The sequence below is a fragment of the Amycolatopsis marina genome, assembly GCF_900111885.1.
In the GTDB taxonomy this organism is placed as follows: domain Bacteria; phylum Actinomycetota; class Actinomycetes; order Mycobacteriales; family Pseudonocardiaceae; genus Amycolatopsis; species Amycolatopsis marina.
In genome coordinates, this window is record NZ_FOKG01000026.1 from 55435 (window position 1) to 72464 (window position 17030).

The following is a 17030-nucleotide window of genomic DNA, read 5'->3' on the forward strand; positions in this document are numbered from 1 at the left end:
GTTCAGTTAGCCTCACCTCACCTGGTCAGGTGGTACGCGTTCGGGAGGTATTCGGTGTCGGTCGCCGCGGACTCGCCTCCCGTAGTGGAGGAGGCACCCGGGAACCCGCAACCCGGTGAACGGCGCGCTGCGCACGCGGTGCGAGCCGTCGGCCTGCTTGCCGCCGTCGGCGTGCTCGCCGTCGTGGTCCTGCTCAGCGTGTGGGTCGGCACGAGGGACATCCCGTTTTCCTCGACGTGGAACGTCCTCTGGCACCACGACGGCTCCAGCGACGCGGTGATCATCCACTCCTACCGGATCCCGAGAACTCTGCTGGGCTTCTTCGTCGGCGCGGCCCTTGGTCTTTCGGGGGCGCTGATGCAGGCCCTGACCCGCAACCCGCTGGCCGACCCCGGCCTGCTCGGCATCAGCCTCGGCGCGTCGAGCGGGGTGGTCGTGGCGATCGGGTTCCTCGGAATCGCGTCGGTGCTCGGCTATGTCTGGTTCGCCTTCGCCGGCGCCGCGGTGGCCTCCGTCGTGGTGTACCTGATCGGGTCGTCCGGGCGCAGCACCGCCACACCCGAGCGACTGGTGCTCGCCGGCATGGCCCTCACCGCGGTGCTGTACGCCTTCAACACCGCGGCGCTGCTGCTCAACCCGTTGGCGTTCAACGAGTTCCGCTTCTGGAACGTCGGCTCGCTCGCCGGTCGCGGATACGGGGTGCTGTGGGCGGTGCTCCCCTTCATCCTGGCGGGCATCGTGCTGGCGCTCTCCCTGATCCGGCCGCTGAACGTCCTGGCGATGGGCGACCAGCTCGGCAAGGCACTGGGCGCGAACCTCGGCCGGACGCGTCTGGTCGGCGCCGTCGCGGTCACGCTGTTGTGCGGCGCGGCGACGGCGGCGGTCGGCCCCATCTGGTTCGTCGGCCTGGCCGTCCCGCACGTGGCCCGGCTGCTGGTCGGCCCCGATCAGCGCTGGGTGCTGCCGTACTCGCTCGTGCTCGCGCCGATCCTGCTGCTCGGGTCGGACGTGCTCGGCAGGGTGGTGGCCGCGCCGAGTGAACTGCAGGTCGGGATCGTGACAGCATTTCTCGGGGCGCCGGTGTTCATCGCGTTGTGCAGGCGCAGGAAGCCGGCCGCCCTGTGAGCACACCGGGAATCAGCGCGGGAGGACCGATCACCGGTCGCGTCCTGCGCGGCAGGCGTGACGACTGGTCGGTACGCGTGAACGGACGCTCGTTCGTCGTCGGCGCCGTGCTGGCGGTGATCCTCGCCTGTGTCGTGGTGGTCACCCTGACCACCGGCGAGTACCCGCTCTCGGTGGCGGAGGTGCTGCGCGCGCTCGCCGGGCAGGGTGACTCCGGTGCCGACTTCATCGTCAACACCCTGCGCCTGCCGCGCGTGCTGACCGCCGTGCTCGTCGGTGCCGCGCTCGCGGTGAGCGGTGCCATCATGCAGACGCTGACGCGAAACCCGCTGGCGAGTCCGGACATCATCGGCTTCACCCACGGGTCGGCGAGCGGTGCCCTGCTGGTGATCATCGTGATGAACGGGTCCATGGCCCAGGTCGCGGGCGGTGCGCTGCTCGGTGGGCTGGTCACCGCGGTGGTCATCTACCTGCTGGCCTTCACCCGTGGCGTGCAGGGGTTCCGGTTCATCCTCGTGGGTATCGGCATCGGCGCCATGGCGCTGGCGCTGAACTCGTACCTGATCACCCAGGCCAGTTTGCAGGACGCCCTTGCGGCGCAGGGCTGGCTGATCGGCAGCATCAACGGCAGGGGATGGGACCACGCCCTGCCGGTGGGGCTGGCGGTTGCCGTGCTGGTGCCACTCGCCCTGCACCACGGCAGGCGGCTGGGCATGCTCGAGCTCGGCGACGACGCCGCGAAGGCACTGGGTGTCGGGGTGCAGACGAGCCGTCTCGTGCTCATCGCCGTGAGCGTGTCCCTCGCGGCCGTCGCCACCGCCGCCGCGGGGCCGATCGCGTTCGTCGCGCTGGCCGCGCCACAACTGACCCGCAAGCTCACGAAGGTGCCCGGAGCCAGCCTGATTCCCGCCGCGCTGCTCGGCGCGCTGCTGCTGGCCGGTGGCGATCTGGCCGTTCAGCGACTGTTCCCGACGAGTCAGCTGCCGGTCGGCACGGCCACCGGCGTCATCGGCGGGCTCTACATGATCTGGCTGCTGGCTCGCGAGTGGCGGCGTGGACGGCCATGAACGGGCACGAACGAGGAGCGAGGACGACACGATGACCAGGCTGCACGCGGAGAACCTGACGCTGGCCTACGATCAGCGAACCGTCGCCACCGACCTCGGCGTGGCCATTCCCGACGGGTCCTTCACGGTCATCGTCGGCCCGAACGCCTGTGGGAAGTCGACGCTGCTGAAGGCGCTGGCCCGGATGCTCAAGCCGGTGACCGGCGCGGTGTACCTCGACGGGTCCGCCATCGCCGAGTATCGCTCGAAGGAGGTCGCGAGGCGACTCGGCCTGCTGCCACAGACCTCGATCGCGCCGAGCGGGATCACCGTCGGCGACCTCGTCGCCCGAGGGCGCTACCCGCACCAGCGGCTGCTGCGGCAGTGGTCCGGGGAGGACGAGGCCGTGGTGACGGAGTCGATGCGGCGGACCGGGGTGCTGGACCTGTCCGGCAGGCTGGTGGACGAACTCTCCGGCGGGCAGCGTCAGCGGGTGTGGCTCGCCATGGTCCTGGCGCAGCAGACCTCGATCCTGCTGCTCGACGAGCCCACCACCTTCCTGGACATCGCCCACCAGGTCGAGGTGCTCGACCTCTGCGCCGACCTGCACGAGGACGAGGGCCACACGCTGGTCGCCGTGCTGCACGACCTGAACCAGGCATGCCGCTACGCCACTCACCTGATCGTGATGCGGCCCGGGGGAGAGGTGGTCGCCGAGGGCGACCCGGCAGTGGTCATCACCGCGGAACTGGTGGACGACGTCTTCGGTCTGCCCTGCCGGATCATCGACGACCCGGAGACGGGCACCCCGCTGGTCGTTCCACTGCGCCGCTCTCGATCCGGCAGGGAGCCCGCAGCACGAGCAGGCGCGGCCACCGGCAACCGATAGCCGCGCCCGAGTTTTGCTTGGGGTGTCTGCAAGTACCCCCAAGTAAGATCATCTTGTGCTCCAACTACCACCAACTAGGTGCGCGCGAGCGCGTCTTGGTAGCGGTTGAAGTTGTCGTTGATCTTGCATGGGGGTACTTGCGGACGCACCATCCCGCACCGTGAGGGGTTACTTCGGGTACGTCACACGTTGGTGATCTCGTCGATCAGCGTCTCGACGTCGAAGTGCTCCTCCTCGGAGCCGAGCGGGACGAGGTCGATCGTGGCGGCGAGGAAGCGTTCCACGTCGTCTCGCTGCATCTCGACGACCGCGTAGCCGTCCGGCGACTCGATCTCCAGGATGAGCACGTCGTCGTCCAGCGCGAGGTCGGGCCGGACCCGGACGTCGCCGATCCCGGTGGGCTCGGTGAGCCCCTGCACGAGCAGCTCCCTGGCGAAGGACCACTCCACCCATCGCCCCTTCTCGGCCTGGAAGGCCATACTCACGGCGTAGGGCTCGTAGGCCAGGTAGGAGCAGCGGGAGAGCACCGGCGCCGGTGAGCTGCTCAGTGCGACGAACTGGTGCTGGTGTACGGAGTCGGTGATCACGTCTCGCCCCTCCTGTCGTTGTTCGCACGGCGCGAACGGGCTTGTTGATGAGGGGATGGCCGTGACGACAGGTCGTGACGCCTGGAACCGGGATTCTCACGTGATCGGGTGAATATGTTTATCTTGCCGTAACGGCGGTCACAGCTTGTCGTGGAGTGCGCGGCCGCAGGTCGGGTCCGGTTCAGACGCCCCAGTCGGGCCGTAAGGGCATACCCGACGAGCCGTCCGCCGCGACGCGCACGCCCAGGGTCTGGTGCAGTTCGAGCTGGTGGCGCTCGAACGCCAGTCGGGAGGCCGCCATGTAGAGCGCCCACACCCTCGCCCGCCCGATGCCCGCCTCGGTCGCGGCGTCCTCCCAGTTCGCGTCCAGGTTCGCGCACCAGGCGGCCAGCGTCCGCGCGTAGTGCTCACGCAGGTTCTCGTCATGCCTGATCTCGAAACCGTTGCCCTGCATCACCGACACGATCTCGCCGATGCCCTCCAGTTCACCGTCCGGGAACACGTAGCGGTCGAAGAACGGGCCGACCCGGTGCGGCGCGGAGCTCGTCGGCCTGGTGATGCAGTGATTGAGAAGGCGGCCGCCGACGCGCAGCCGGGAGGACAGGAACCGGAAATACGCGGGCAGTCCGCGGGCTCCGATGTGTTCGGTCAGGCCGATCGAGGACACGGCGTCGAAGCCGGACTCGGTGACGTCGCGGTAGTCGAGATGGCGCACCTCGGCCCGGTCGGCGAGGCCGCGGGAGACGATGGCCTTCTGTGCCCAGGTCGCCTGCTGCCGGGACAGTGTCACCCCGAGTACCTGCACGCCGTAGTGCTCCGCGGCGTGCATCACCATGCCGCCCCAGCCGCAGCCGACGTCCAGCAACCGCATCCCGGGTTCGAGCCCGAGTTTGCGGCACACCAGGTCGTACTTGTGCCACTGGGCGTCCTCGAGCGTGGCCTCCCGCTTGGGGAAGCAGGCGCAGGTGTAGGCCATGGACGGGCCGAGCACCATCTCGTAGAAGCGGTTGGACACGTCGTAGTGCCGCGAGATGGCCACACTGTCGCGGCCCTTGGAATGTCGCAGGCCGAGCCAGCCGCGGCGAATCCGCCCGACCAGTTCCTCCGGTGGGGGGCTGAGCCGGTGGAGATGGCCCGGAGCCAGATCCCGGAGCAGTCGCACCGCGTCCCGCCAGCCGAACGTGTCGAGCAGGGGGACGAGCGTGCGCAGCACGGTGTAGAGGTCACCGGTGATGGTGAGGTGGCCGGTGACGTAGGCGCGAGCCAGTCCGAGCTCGCCCGGCGCAGACAGCAGGTAACTCACCGCGGCCGGGGAGTTCAGTGCCATCCCGTGCTGAGCTTCGGGCGAACCCGCACTGCTGCCGTCGTACATGTCGATCCGTAGCGGGGCGCCCTGCGGCAGCAACGTGTCGAACGCGCCTGCGAGTCCCCGCTCGGTGCCGGCCCCACCGGTCGTCTGCCTGCGCCGGTCGTGTGTCGTGTCCATTCACACCCACCTCGTTCCCGTGTGCACCACCTGGCTGCCGTTTCCTGCGTTGTCCTCGCCGGTCAGCGGCCGAGGACGCATTTGTCGTAGAGATCGAGCAGGCGTTGCTCCGGGTCGTACCGCTGTTTCAACGCCCGATAGGTCGTCCCGTCGTAGAGCCGCCAGAACTCGTCCCTGTCGTAGAAACTGGCGGAGTAGAGCGACTTTCGGCCACCCAGCCGGGTGACGGTCTGTTCGATGAGGCGGTTGTGGGTGCCGTCGTGTTCACCTTCGTCCAGTTCCACGGAGGACCAGAACCCGAAGTTCACGTACAGGGTGTCGGGATCCAGTTCGTAGAGCGGCCACCGTGTCCGGTCCCGCTGCTGGATCGGGCACACCCACACCGGGCTGATGCCGATTTCTCGTTCGAAGAAGTCCAGGAACTCGGCCGCCTTGTCTACCGGGACCTCGATGTCCTGCACGACGGTCTCCCTTGGCGCCGCGCCCCGAACCGCGTCGATCCGGGCCATCACCCGGTGCTTGCGCTCGAAGTTCACGACCTTCCAGTAGACGTCGGAACGCAACAGCCGCCTGCCGAGCAACAGGCGCACCGGCCGGTGTTGCACGCCGAGCGCACCTGAGCACCAGAACCAGTCGGTGTCCCACCGCCACAGGTAGTCCCGCACGGTCAGGTAGTCCTCGCGTCTGCGGCGGATCGACCGGTAGTAGATGCCCAACCAGGTGTAGTCGGAGGTGTACGGCGCCGTGTCGGTGAAGGTGCCGAGCGTCAGGTACTGCTGACCAGGGCCGAACACCGTGCCGTCCACGAAGTCCACCGGCTCGCCCCGGTACCGGCCGTCGCGGCAGACCTCGTCGAGTTCGGCGAAGTAGGCGTCCGGGTCGTCGTGGCGGATGTGCCGGATTCGGATGTAGGGCTTGACGGGCGTAAGCGCGATGCGCAGTCGCAGTGCGTAGCCGAGGGTGCCGTAGGAGTTCGGAAAGCCGGTGAACAGGTCCCGGTGCTCGTTGTCCGGGGTCGCGACGACGACCTTTCCTTCGCCAGTGAGGATCTCCAGTTCGAGGACCGACTCGTGGGGCATTCCGTGCCGGAACGACGAGGACTCGATGCCCAGGCCAGTCACCGCTCCACCCAGGGTGATCGTCTTCAGTTGGGGAACGACCAGCGGCATGAGGCCGTGTTCGAGCGTGGCCCGGACCAGTTGCTCATAGGTGACCATGCCCTCGACGTCGGCGGTGAGCCCGTCGGGGTCGACGTGCAGCACCTCGGTGAACCCGGAGACGTCGAGTCCGTGCGGGGTTACCTTCCCGCGGCCGCGGAAGAGGTTGGAGGTGCGCTTGGCGAGGCGAATCGGGCTACCCCGCGGTACGGCCCGGAGTTGTGCGCGCAGGTGTTGGACCCGTGCGTGATGCCCCGGATGTTCGAGTCCGGCCGCTGATCCGGCACCGTGACCTCGGGCTGCGTCCGCCATAGGTCCATCCTCGCTCGCAAGCCGCGCCGGGTCCACTGGGATTATCCGCTTGTACTCCGCCTGGGGCAGCCGAACCGCTGACTGCGGGTGGCAGATCCGAGGGGTTTGTGGAGGCGGGGTGGTCGGGTGGTGTGTCGGTGCCTGGTGGGTGTGGTGATGGTGAGGGTGTTGTCGGCGGCTGCCGCGCCTCCATTGTGGACCGAGTCCGCTCCACAGACTGCAACCGCGCAACGAGGACCGATCTTCGCCGGGACAGCCCCGGCACCACCACGTTTCCCCCTGAACTAGTCACCCCACAAGGATAGGAAGTGGGTACGACAGAAACCGGGGCGGCGGTCCCGTTCCCTGGGTAATTGTCGCTACCGGCCACCTCGAAAGGGTGATGCGTGGAGCGACAATTGCGCAGGGCGCGCCGAGGGCGAGCCCGAAACCCCACCACGTGTCCCGGAACGCGCACAAACCGCAAACTCGCGCGCACAAACCGCAAACACCCGCGCACAAACCGCCAACTCGCGCCCCGAAAGTGCAAATTCGGGTTAGTTGGCGCGGAGGACGGCTACGGGGCAGGGGGCGTGGTAGAGGACGGCGTGGCTGACCGAGCCGAGGAAGACCCGGCTGACGGGACCGCGGCCGTTGCTGCCCACGACAACGAGCGTCGCGTCCTCGGCGTAGGTGAGGAGGGCGTGCGCGGGCCGGTCGTCCACACGTTCCCAGTGCACGGGCACGTCGGGGCAGTCCCGCTGTCGCGCGGCGACCTGCCTGCGGGCGGGTTCGTCCGCCTCGGCCGGGTTGTCCTGGCGCTCACCGGTGTGTGCCGGTTCCATGAGATCCAGCGGGTTGTCGGACCAGGCGTGCACGACACGCACCGAGAGGCGATGGCGTCCGGCGAAGTCGAAAGCGAAGTCCACTGCTCGATCACTGGCAGGTGACCCGTCAGCGCCGACCACGACCGGTCCTTGCCCTGCCGTCTCGCCGGTGTGGCCCCGGACCACGACGACCGGGACTCGCGACGTTCGCACTGTCTCGCCCGCGGTGGAGCCGAGCAAGGCACGGGGCAGTGCGCTCAGTCCGGACGACCCGAGGACCAGTAGCGGGGACCTCTGCTCTTCGGCGATCATCGGCAACGTCTGCTCGGGCCTTCCGTCCGGCAGTGAGGTGTGCACCTCGAGTTCCGGCCGGACGGCTCGGCACTGCTCGGCCAGGGTGAGCAATCGGTTGTTCGCGAGTTTCCGGCCCTGTTCCTCGCCTCCCCAATCCATTCCGGTCCATCCGGCTGTCAGTACCGGAGGGGTCCACTGGAAGGCATGCACGATCAACAACGGACAGCCACGTGCCGCCGCCTCGTCCGCGGCCCAGTCCACGGCCGTTGCCGCACCGGCGGAGTCGTCGAACCCGACGACGACGGGTTGCCTGGTCGATGACGCCTGGTCGGAGACCATCAGCTTCCTCCTGCGCGGGGATGCGATGCCTGGCGTCTCCGGACTTCCCGGCCGTCAGGATTCCTACACGTCCGCGATCAGCCCGGCCGCACCTCGGTGACCTTGAGCGGAACTCCCTGCTGACAGGTGGTCATCGTGTCCCGTTCGACGCGGCCGCGCACCACGACCTCGGCCCCGGCCCGCAGCTCCTGCTGTCCGCCGAGCAGGAGGTACGGCCCGCCCTCACCGTCGAGCAGCAGGCAACCGGCTTCCACACCCTGCTGCACCACCCCACGCACCGTCACCTCGCCCCGGGTGGGTGGGGGTAACGACGCGGTCGTGTCCGGTGGGGGAGAACCGGGCGTGGTGGTCGGCAGCGGTGCGCTGCTCGGCACCGTGCTTTCCGGTTCGTCCTCGGGCTCGTCCGTGCCGCCGCATGCGGAGAGGGAAAGGGCCACGGCGAGCAGCAGTGCGACGCCGCAGGCCCGCCGGAGAAGATTCAACCGCATATCCGCCTCCTGATTCGCGGGGTCTCCGCAATCGATGCGGTCAACTCTGGCACAGCCGAGGCCGAGGCACCGCTGGACAACAGCGCGGCCTCCCCGGAATGCGGGGAGGCCGCGCTGGTCATCTGCCCGGACGCTCCGTCCGGTGGGGTTGGGTTTCTAGTGTGGGGTGGCCTTTTCGGAGCCTGCTCCGGTGAGGGAGCGGACTTCCATTTCGTTGTATTTGTCCTCGAGGTGTTCGCTGGACAGGCGGGTGCCGAGCCAGCCGAGGAAGAAGGACACGGGGATGGAGACGAGGCCAGGGTTGGACAGCGGGAACCAGGCGAAGTCGACGGTTTTGATCATCGACTTGGGCCCGCCGGACACGGCGGGGGAGAACGCGATCAGCAGGATGGTGATGGTGAGTCCGCCGTAGATGGACCAGAGTGCGCCGTTGGTGTTGAACCGCTTCCAGAACAGTGAGTACAGGATGGTGGGCAGGTTCGCCGAGGCGGCCACGGCGAAGGCCAGCGCGACCAGGAACGCGACGTTCTGGTCCTTGGCGCCGATGCCGCCGACGATCGCGACCGCGCCGATGACCAGTGCGGTGATGCGGGCGACGCGCACCTCGGCGTGTTTGCTGTCGACCTTGCCCTTCTTGATGACGTTGGCGTACACGTCGTGGGCGAACGACGCACTCGCGGTGATCGTCAACCCCGCCACGACGGCGAGGATCGTCGCGAACGCGACCGCGGCGATGAACCCGAGCAGCAACGGCCCGCCGAGTTCGAGGGCGAGCAGGGGTGCGGCGGCGTTCTCCCCGCCGGGGGCGTTCGCGATGGTGTCCGGGCCGACGATGGCGGCGGCGCCGTAGCCGAGCACGAGGCTGAACAGATAGAACAGCCCGATCAGCGCGATGGCCCAGACCACCGAGCGGCGGGCGTCCTTGGCGGTGGGAACGGTGTAGAACCGCATCAGCACGTGTGGCAGTCCGGCGGTGCCCAGCACCAGGGCCAGCGCCAGCGACAGGAAGTCGATCTTGGTGGTGTCGGTGGCGCCGTACTTCGCGCCGGGGTTGAGCAACCCTTCGCCGCCCGCACCGGCGCGTTCCACCGCGCCGCCGAGCAGGCCGGACAGGTTGAACCCGTAGCGGCCCAGCACCCACACGGTCATCACCGCGGCACCGGAGATCAACAGCGCGGCTTTGATGATCTGGACCCAGGTGGTGCCCTTCATCCCGCCGACGAGCACGTAGATGATCATGATGACGCCGACCACGGCGATCACCACGGACTGCCCGGCGTCGCTGGAGATACCCAGCAGCAGCGACACCAGGATCCCGGCGCCGGCCATCTGGGCGAGCAGGTAGAAGAAACTCACCGCCAGTGTCGAGGTCGCCGCCGCGGCCCGCACCGGACGCTGGCGCATCCGGAATGCCAGCACGTCACCCATGGTGAACTTGCCGGTGTTGCGCATCAGCTCCGCGACCAGCAGCAACGCCACCAGCCACGCGACCAGGAACCCGATCGAGTACAGGAACCCGTCATAGCCGTACACCGCGATCGCGCCGGTGATCCCGAGGAACGACGCCGCCGACAGATAGTCCCCGGAGATCGCGACCCCGTTCTGCGGCCCCGAGAAGGACCGCCCGGCCGCGTAGTAGTCCGACGCGGTCTTGGTGTTCCGCGACGCGCGGAACACCACAACCAGCGTCACCACCACGAACGCGGCGAAAATGCTGATGTTCAACAGCGGGCTGCCGCCCTCAACACCTTGTGCGAACACCATCAGCGCTCACCACCCTCTGCGCCTTCGATGTCTTCCCGGATCTTGTCCGCGATCGGATCCAGCTTCCGGTTCGCGTAGCGGACATACAGACCGGTGATCACGAACGTCGACACGAACTGCAGCAACCCGAAAATCAGCCCCACGTTGATATTCCCGAACACGGGCGTCGACATGAACCCATGCGCGTAGTCCGCCATCAACACGTACAGCAGGTACCAACCGAGAAACACCGCGGCCATCGGAAACACGAACCCACGCAACCGCCTGCGAAGCTGCACGAATTCGGCGCTCGAGTGGGCCTCGTTCCACACCTCTGGTCCTGGTAGACCGGTCGTTTGCTCACTCGTCGTCACTTCGACCTCCTCGTCGCGTGCGGCAATGTCGCGGGCAGGCGTGCCTGCCTGGACACCGTGTTCCGCGCCACAGTAGGAACACAGGCGAAATGCCGGAATCCTCAGCGGACCAACCGGCGCGTGATGCGACGAACGGCCGACGAGCGGCGGGCGGACCACGACGAATGGCCCAGGTCGCGCACGGCCGCCTGCCGGTCGCCGAACGGCGAGACGCGGTGCTCGGGCAGGTGCAGCCGCAGCATCGCCGCGGTCGACCAGGGAGGCGGCCTGCTGAACAGGGACACCACGATCATGGTGGCGAACGCCAGTGGCACCGACCAGGGCGCCGGCTGGATGAGCAGGATGGCGAGCCAGCCGTCGACAGGCGGGTCGAACAGGACGGCGGTGAAGGCTCCAGCCGAGGCGGCGAGCCCCGCCGCCACTCCGGCGATGGCGCCGGGCGCGGTGAGTTTGGACCACCAGATTCCGAGTACCAGCAGGGGGCAGAACGTCGAAGCCGCCACGGTGAAGGCCCAAGTCACCAACGTCCCCGCGTCGAACCGGGCCGCGGGAAGTGCCAGCAACACCACGATCACGGCCGCCCCGACAACGGTGACCCGGAGCTGTCTCAGTCCGCCGGGCAGGAGGTCGTGGGAGATCGCTCCGGAGACCACCAGCAGCAGCCCGAGCGACGTCGCCAGGAACGCGGCGAACGCGCCCGCGGTGAGCAGGGCGGTGAACAGCGATCCCCACGGGCCGGTGTCCACCTGGGCGGGCAGCGCCACCACCGCCGTGTCGGTGGCCCCCGATAGGTACAGCTGCGGCACCAGCACTCTGCCGAGCACGCCGTAGATACCGGGGAACAGGTAGAAGACGCTGAGCAGGACCACCGTGAACGCCGCGGTTCTCCGGGCGGCGCGCCCGTCCGGGCTGGTGTGGAACCGCATCAGCACATGCGGGAGCCCCATCGTCCCCAGCATCGTGGCCAGCAGCACCGCCCAGGTGCTGAGCAGCGGGTAGCCGGTTTCCCGCAGGTCGAGCAGCGGCCGCTGCCAGCCAGGCCCGCCGGGCGCGGTTTCGCCGGGCAGCGCGGGCACCCTTGAGCCTTCCGGAAAGACCACGGTGCGACCGCCGGGGACCTGCCAGTCTCCCGGTGGCAGCGGGGTCACCGATCCGTCCGGCTCCCGCACAGCGGCGCCTTCGGGCACATCCAGCGTCACCGGGACCCGGAAGACGACCGAGGTTTCGCGGTCGAACTCGGTGAACTCGACCGGATGCAGAGCCTCCTCCCGCACGGTGGGGCTCACCTGCAGCAGCAACCAGATCGCCGGAATTATGAACAGAACCAGCTTGAAGCAGAACTGGAACGCCTGTACGTAGGTGGCGGCGCGCATCCCGCCCAGCGCGAGGGTGATGCTCACGGCGGCGCCCGCGATGACGACACCGACCCAGTACGGCGATCCGCTGACCACGCTGAGCACGAGACCCGCCGTCCGGAACTGGGGAACCAGGTAGAGGCCGCTGATCACCAGCACGACGACCGCCGCGAGTTTGCGCAGGCTGGGGGAGGCGAGCCGGGCCTCGGCGAAGTCCGGCACGGTGAGCGCACCCGAGCGGCGCATCGGCGCGGCGACCAGCGCGAGCATGGCGATGAACCCCGCGGCGAATCCGACCGCGTACCAGAGCGAGCCGATCCCGTCCTTCACCACGAGCCCGGCCACTCCGAGGAAGGATGCCGCGGAGAGGTACTCACCGGACACCGCCGCCGAGTTGAGCAGCGGGGACACTCTTCGCGACGCGACCAGGAAGTCCGAGGTCGTCCGCATCGCGGCGACCCCGCGCAGCCCGATCAGCAGCGTCACGATGATGACCGGCGCGACGGCGAACGCGACGATCATCGCGCGGCCCCGCGAGTATCGCCGTCCTCGAGATCCGAGTGTTCGGGGGCTTCCGCCCTGCGCAACTGCCAGACGGCGAGCAGCACCATGGCCGGGAACGGGAGCACCCCCAGCGCCAGCCAGGACACGGGGATGTCCGCGAGACGCACGTCCGCAAGACCGGGGAAAGCGGTGAGCGCGAGCGACAGACCGAACACGAGCAGCGCGAGCAGGCCGACCGCGATCGCCGCTCGCCTGCGCTGGATCCGGTAGAGAACTACCGCGTGCTCGGCCTCGGCGGGGTCCAAGGTGCTGACCCGCCACCGGCCCCTGTGCCTGCGGCGGGAGTGCGCGAGCCGGGTCTGCGGGCTGGTGACCGCGACCCTGCGGTTGCCGGTCACAGACGTTGCTCGGGCCGGCTCAGATCACCACGGCGAGCCGCGTGCAGCAGGCGTTCCCGCAGTTCCCGCGCGTGCCTGCGGCTCACCGGCACGTCGCCGAGGTCGGTATGGGCCAGCAGGCCGCCGACGGAGTCGCTGCGCAGCTCCCGGACCGCCTCCAGCGCGACCAGGAAGCCCCGGTGCGCCCTCGCGAAACCGGCGTTCTCCCAGTACTCCTCCAGCCGGGAGATCGGCATGCGGACCAGGTGGACGCCGCTCGGCGTGTGCAGGCGGACGTAGTCGCCGTGAGCCTCGGCGAAGCGGACCTCGTCCCGGTGGACGTACCGGGTCCGGCCGCCGGACTCGACGGGCAGCGCGGCCATGGCGTCCGGTTGCATCGGCACCGACTCCTCGGTGGGCGCGATGCGGGTGACTCGCGCCAGTGCGTCCGCGAGGCGTTCCGGGCGGACCGGCTTGAGCAGGTAGTCCACCGCTCCTACGCCGAACGCGGCGATCGCGTGCTCGTCGTACGCGGTGACGAAGACGACCACCGGCGGCTCGGCGAGTTTCGACAGCAGCGAGGCGAGTTCGAGGCCGTCCAGGCCGGGCATCGCGATGTCCAGGAAGACTGCGTCGAACCGCTCGTTCTGGATCATCCTGAGTGCGGAGAGCGGGTCCCCCGCTCCGGTCACGTCACCCACCTCGGCCGCTTCCCGCAGCAACCGGCACAGATCGTCCAGGGCTGCCGGGACGTCGTCGACGGCGAGCACACGCAGTCCGCTGCTCATGATCCTTGCCTCATTCGCCGGCGGGCTGCACTTCTCTCGGTGCTGTGCCCGGCTTGCTCGCGGTGCCGGTCGCTCATGATCCTTCTCCCGTCCGGCGCAGGTGTCTTCACGGCATCACTCCGGGCTGGAACCTCGGCACCCGCACGATCACCCGGGTGCCGTCGTTCTCGGCCGTCTCGACGACCAGCCCGAACCAGGGGCCGTACACGTTACGCAGCCGCCGGTCGACGTTGGCCAGCCCCATACTCCCGGACGGGCTGTTGCCCGCCAGGATCGAAGCGGCCAGCTCCGGGTCCATCCCGACCCCGTCGTCCTCCACGCTGATCACGCAGTCGGCGCCTTCGGCCTCGCCCGTCACCAGTACCAGCCCGCCGCCCGTGCGCGGCTCGATACCGTGCCGGATCGCGTTCTCCACCACCGGCTGCAGGACCAGATAGGGGACGGCGACCGCGAGGACCTCCGGGGCCACCCTGACCTGAACACGGAGTCGGTCGCCGAGGACCGCTCGCTGCAGGGCGAGATAGGTCTCGATGGCGTGGAACTCGTCGGCCACGGTCGTGTACTCGCCGTGGCTGGCCAGGCTGTACCGGATGTAGTCGGCGAAGTCGAGCATCAGTTCCCGGGAACGATCCGGTTCGGGGCGGACCAGCGCCGCGATCACGGTGAGCGCGTTGTAGACGAAATGCGGCGAGATCTCCGCGCGCAGCGCCCGTAGTTCGGCCTGCGCCGCGTGTTCGGCGGACGCCTCGAGGTGCCCCCGTTCCAACGCGGCCACGATCACGCCGGCAACTTCGCGCACGGCCGCGGTCTTCATCCCGCCGCAGGCCACCAGCACCCCGGCCATCTCATCGTGCACGTACAGCGGCAGCGCCACCACCCGGCCCCGGCCGGCGCGGCTCTCGGTCTGCAGCACCTTCTCCACGACGGTGCCGAGGTCGATGTCGGACGGCACGGTCCCGGCCAGCACCAGCCTGCCGGACAGGTCGGCAAGCCCCGCGGCCTCGGCGGCGAGCAGCCGCCGGATGCCCCTGGCGGCGGAACGCACCCGTGGGCCGGAGAGGCCGTCGGCGAGATCGTCGGTCACGTGTCGCGCGGTCTCCAGTACCGACGCGGTGTCCGCGCGCGACTTCGGCAGCCGTGGCCACAGAGTGTCCCGGCTGTTCGCCCGGCCGGCGGGAACCGTCATCGTCACTCCCATCCGCGTCGACGGGTAGCACCAGATACTAGGTGGCCCGTTCGGACGACGGTGATCACGGATGGCTGGAAGCGACCTCCGCCGACCGACGATCCTGGCCGTCCGTATGACCGTTTGTCCCGTTTCGCGCGCCGTCCGTCGCGTGGGCGCTCGTCTCGCCGCCGGTCCCGTTCTATGGTCCTCGGTCATGAGCAACGACGCCTTGTCCAACTTGTCCAGTGAAACCCGTTCTTTTGTGCCGTCTGCTGAGTTTGTGGCGGGGGCGAATGTGTCTGGGGAGTGGTATGAGCGGGCTGGGGTTGATCGTGAGGGGTTTTGGGCGGAGCAGGCGGGGCGGTTGTCGTGGGAGCGGGGGTGGGATCGGGTGTTGGACTGGTCCGGGGCTCCGGTGGCGCGGTGGTTTGTGGGTGGGTCGTTGAATGTGGCTTATAACTGTGTGGATCGGCATGTGGAGGCGGGGTTTGCCGATCAGGTCGCGATTCATTGGGTGGGGGAGCCGGGTGATCGGCGGGATCTGACGTATGGGCAGTTGCGGGTTGAGGTGTGCCGGGCGGCGAATGCGTTGGTGTCGTTGGGGGTGGGGTCGGGGGATCGGGTGGCGATTCAGTTGCCGATGATCCCGGAGGCGATTGTGGCGATGCTGGCGTGTGCGCGGATCGGGGCGTTGCACAGTGTGGTGTTCGGGGGGTTTTCCCCGGCGGCGTTGCGGTCGCGGGTCGATGATGCGGCCGCGAAGGTGGTGATCACCTCCGATGGGCAGTATCGGCGGGGTAAGGCGGCGCCGATGAAGGCCAATGTGGATGAGGCGTTGGCGGGGGCGGAGTCGGTGGAAACGGTGCTGGTGGTGCGCCGGACCGGGGATGAGGTGTCGTGGGTGCAGGGCCGGGATGTGTGGTGGCACGAGGTGGTCGAGGCCCAGTCGGACAGTCATACCGCGGAGGCGTTCGACGCGGAGCATCCGTTGTTCATCCTCTACACCTCGGGCACGACGGGGAAGCCGAAGGGGATCCTGCACACCTCGGGTGGGTATCTGACGCAGGCGGCCTACACCCATCATGCGGTGTTCGATCACCGGGCGGGCGAGGATGTGTACTGGTGCACCGCCGATATCGGGTGGGTGACCGGGCACACCTACATCGTGTACGGGCCGTTGGCGAACCGGGCCACGCAGGTGGTGTACGAGGGCACGCCGAACACCCCGCACGAGGGGCGGCACTGGGAGATCATCGCCGAGCACAAGGTGTCGATCTACTACACCGCGCCGACGCTGATCCGCACGTTCATGAAGTGGGGTGCCGACATCCCCGCCCGCTACGACCTGTCGTCGCTGCGGGTGCTGGGCAGTGTGGGTGAGCCGATCAACCCGGAGGCGTGGATGTGGTATCGCGAACACATCGGCGGTGAGCGGTGCCCGGTGGTGGACACCTGGTGGCAGACCGAGACCGGGGCGATCATGATCTCCCCGCTGCCCGGGGTCACCGCGGCCAAACCCGGTTCCGCGCAACGCGCCCTGCCCGGGATCTCCGCGAAAGTGGTCGACGACCAAGGGGTCGAAGTCCCCCCGGGCGGCGGCGGATACCTGGTGCTCGACGAGCCGTGGCCGGCGATGCTGCGCGGGATCTGGGGCGACGAGCAACGTTTCCGCGACACCTACTGGTCCCGCTTCGCCGAGCAGGGCTTCTACTTCGCCGGTGACGGCGCGAAATACGACGACGACGGCGACATCTGGCTGCTGGGCCGGGTCGATGACGTCATGAACATCTCCGGGCACCGCATCTCCACCACCGAGGTCGAATCCGCCCTCGTGTCCCACCCCGACGTCGCCGAAGCCGCCGTCGTCGGCGCCACCGACCCCACCACCGGACAAGGCATCGTCGCGTTCGTCATCCTCCGCGGCACCGCCACCGACCACGGCACCGACACCGCCACCACCCTGCGCAACCACGTCGCCACCGAGATCGGGCCCATCGCCAAACCCCGCCAAATCCTCGTCGTGCCCGAACTCCCCAAAACCCGCTCCGGCAAAATCATGCGCCGACTCCTCCGCGACATCGCCGAAAACCGCGAACCCGGCGACGTCACCACCCTCGCCGACACCACCGTCATGGACCACATCACCACCGGCCTCAACAAAAACACCACCGACGAATAACCCACCAAACACG

At 68.6% G+C, this 17030-nt stretch carries 15 protein-coding genes; 4 read left to right on the forward strand and 11 right to left on the reverse strand.

Annotated features, from left to right (window positions below; translation table 11 throughout):
• The first annotated feature begins 54 nt into the window (after positions 1-54).
• From BM199_RS29040 to BM199_RS29050, 3 genes are read left to right on the forward strand one after another with little or no spacing between them, the layout of a single operon-like run.
• Positions 55-1125 (forward strand): FecCD family ABC transporter permease, encoded by a 1071-nt coding sequence (locus tag BM199_RS29040; RefSeq protein WP_091678269.1) that lies wholly within the window; start codon positions 55-57, stop codon positions 1123-1125.
• Positions 1122-2192 carry a FecCD family ABC transporter permease gene (locus tag BM199_RS29045; RefSeq protein WP_245788869.1) on the forward strand — a complete coding sequence of 357 codons (1071 nt, stop codon included), beginning with the start codon at positions 1122-1124 and terminating at the stop codon, positions 2190-2192. The genes BM199_RS29040 and BM199_RS29045 overlap by 4 nt, the downstream gene beginning before the upstream one ends.
• 31 nt (positions 2193-2223) lie before the next feature.
• Positions 2224-3060: an ABC transporter ATP-binding protein gene (locus BM199_RS29050; protein WP_091678313.1), complete on the forward strand. Its 837-nt coding sequence runs from the start codon at positions 2224-2226 to the stop codon at positions 3058-3060.
• Between the two features lie 182 nt (positions 3061-3242).
• Here BM199_RS29050 and BM199_RS29055 read toward each other — a convergent pair whose 3' ends face one another.
• From BM199_RS29055 to BM199_RS29105, 11 genes are all read right to left on the reverse strand, one after another.
• The gene (locus BM199_RS29055; RefSeq protein ID WP_091678275.1) at positions 3243-3647 is read right to left on the reverse strand and encodes an SsgA family sporulation/cell division regulator; all 405 of its coding nucleotides are present in this window, start codon (positions 3645-3647) and stop codon (positions 3243-3245) included.
• Positions 3648-3828: 181 nt separating this feature from the next.
• Positions 3829-5133: a class I SAM-dependent methyltransferase gene (locus BM199_RS29060; RefSeq protein ID WP_091678277.1), complete on the reverse strand. Its 1305-nt coding sequence runs from the start codon at positions 5131-5133 to the stop codon at positions 3829-3831.
• A 62-nt stretch (positions 5134-5195) separates the two neighbouring features.
• The gene (locus BM199_RS29065; RefSeq protein WP_091678280.1) at positions 5196-6602 is read right to left on the reverse strand and encodes an FAD-binding oxidoreductase; all 1407 of its coding nucleotides are present in this window, start codon (positions 6600-6602) and stop codon (positions 5196-5198) included.
• 536 nt (positions 6603-7138) lie between these two features.
• The gene (locus BM199_RS29070) at positions 7139-8041 is read right to left on the reverse strand and encodes a universal stress protein (protein WP_091678282.1); all 903 of its coding nucleotides are present in this window, start codon (positions 8039-8041) and stop codon (positions 7139-7141) included.
• A 77-nt stretch (positions 8042-8118) separates the two neighbouring features.
• Entirely contained in the window at positions 8119-8529 is a 411-nt protein-coding gene (locus tag BM199_RS29075; protein WP_091678285.1) for a hypothetical protein, read from the reverse strand.
• A 156-nt stretch (positions 8530-8685) separates the two neighbouring features.
• The gene (locus tag BM199_RS29080) at positions 8686-10293 is read right to left on the reverse strand and encodes a solute symporter family protein (RefSeq protein ID WP_091678287.1); all 1608 of its coding nucleotides are present in this window, start codon (positions 10291-10293) and stop codon (positions 8686-8688) included.
• A complete protein-coding gene (locus tag BM199_RS29085; RefSeq protein ID WP_091678315.1) occupies positions 10293-10646 on the reverse strand; it encodes a DUF485 domain-containing protein in 354 nt (117 codons plus the stop codon). Before BM199_RS29085 ends, BM199_RS29080 begins: the two co-directional genes overlap by 1 nt.
• 101 nt (positions 10647-10747) lie before the next feature.
• Positions 10748-12523, reverse strand: a complete 1776-nt coding sequence (locus BM199_RS29090; RefSeq protein ID WP_091678289.1) for a sodium/solute symporter — start codon at positions 12521-12523, stop codon at positions 10748-10750.
• Positions 12520-12903, reverse strand: a complete 384-nt coding sequence (locus BM199_RS29095) for a hypothetical protein (RefSeq protein ID WP_091678292.1) — start codon at positions 12901-12903, stop codon at positions 12520-12522. Before BM199_RS29095 ends, BM199_RS29090 begins: the two co-directional genes overlap by 4 nt.
• Positions 12900-13670 carry a LytR/AlgR family response regulator transcription factor gene (locus tag BM199_RS29100; RefSeq protein ID WP_091678295.1) on the reverse strand — a complete coding sequence of 257 codons (771 nt, stop codon included), beginning with the start codon at positions 13668-13670 and terminating at the stop codon, positions 12900-12902. The genes BM199_RS29095 and BM199_RS29100 overlap by 4 nt, the downstream gene beginning before the upstream one ends.
• Before the next feature lie 106 nt (positions 13671-13776).
• Positions 13777-14856 carry a sensor histidine kinase gene (locus BM199_RS29105; RefSeq protein WP_177242845.1) on the reverse strand — a complete coding sequence of 360 codons (1080 nt, stop codon included), beginning with the start codon at positions 14854-14856 and terminating at the stop codon, positions 13777-13779.
• Positions 14857-15052: 196 nt separating this feature from the next.
• On the opposite strand from BM199_RS29105, the gene acs reads away from it, so the two are divergent.
• Positions 15053-17017 (forward strand): acetate--CoA ligase, encoded by a 1965-nt coding sequence (gene acs, locus BM199_RS29110; RefSeq protein ID WP_091678297.1) that lies wholly within the window; start codon positions 15053-15055, stop codon positions 17015-17017.
• Positions 17018-17030: the final 13 nt, after the last annotated feature.